Below are 756 nucleotides of genomic sequence, written 5' to 3' on the forward strand. Positions count from 1 at the left end.
CATCAATCGGGAAGACAGGATTCGAACCTGCGACACCTTGGTCCCAAACCAAGTACTCTACCAAGCTGAGCTACTTCCCGAGTTAAATAGAAAAATGCACCCTAGAGGAGTCGAACCTCTAACCGCCTGATTCGTAGTCAGGTACTCTATCCAGTTGAGCTAAGGGTGCTCATTATATGCCGAGGACCGGGATCGAACCGGTACGATCGTTACCAATCGCAGGATTTTAAGTCCTGTGCGTCTGCCAGTTCCGCCACCCCGGCCTCTCTAAGCGAACGACGGGATTCGAACCCGCGACCCCCACCTTGGCAAGGTGGTGTTCTACCACTGAACTACGTTCGCATCGACCTCTTGGTTATATTAAAAAAATGCCGGCTACATGACTTGAACACGCGACCCTCTGATTACAAATCAGATGCTCTACCAACTGAGCTAAGCCGGCTTATTTCTATTATGCGGGTTAAGGGACTTGAACCCCCACGCCGTTAAGCGCCAGATCCTAAATCTGGTGCGTCTGCCAATTCCGCCAAACCCGCAATGATGACCCGTACTGGGCTCGAACCAGTGACCCATTGATTAAAAGTCAATTGCTCTACCAACTGAGCTAACGAGTCTAAAATAACTTCCGTTATCTTAAACGGTCCCGACGGGAATCGAACCCGCGATCTTCGCCGTGACAGGGCGACGTGATAACCGCTACACTACGGGACCTATGGGAGTTAACGGGATCGAACCGCTGACCCTCTGCTTGTAAGG

The 756-nt window shown here is 51.3% G+C and carries 8 tRNA genes; all 8 read right to left on the reverse strand.

Annotated elements, in window-relative coordinates:
• Positions 1-6: 6 nt before the first annotated feature.
• A tRNA-Pro gene (locus ADH31_RS07435) sits at positions 7-80 on the reverse strand.
• A 15-nt stretch (positions 81-95) separates the two neighbouring features.
• Positions 96-169, reverse strand: a tRNA-Arg gene (locus ADH31_RS07440).
• 8 nt (positions 170-177) lie between these two features.
• Positions 178-263: transfer RNA gene (locus ADH31_RS07445), tRNA-Leu, on the reverse strand.
• A gap of 7 nt (positions 264-270) precedes the next feature.
• Positions 271-342, reverse strand: a tRNA-Gly gene (locus ADH31_RS07450).
• 27 nt (positions 343-369) lie between these two features.
• Positions 370-442 (reverse strand) — tRNA-Thr (locus ADH31_RS07455).
• Between the two features lie 12 nt (positions 443-454).
• Positions 455-536: transfer RNA gene (locus ADH31_RS07460), tRNA-Leu, on the reverse strand.
• Between the two features lie 5 nt (positions 537-541).
• Positions 542-614: transfer RNA gene (locus ADH31_RS07465), tRNA-Lys, on the reverse strand.
• Positions 615-638: 24 nt separating this feature from the next.
• Positions 639-711 (reverse strand) — tRNA-Asp (locus ADH31_RS07470).
• Between the last annotated feature and the right edge of the window lie 45 nt (positions 712-756).

The organism is Streptococcus pseudopneumoniae (genome assembly GCF_001072375.1).
Taxonomy (GTDB): domain Bacteria; phylum Bacillota; class Bacilli; order Lactobacillales; family Streptococcaceae; genus Streptococcus; species Streptococcus pseudopneumoniae_L.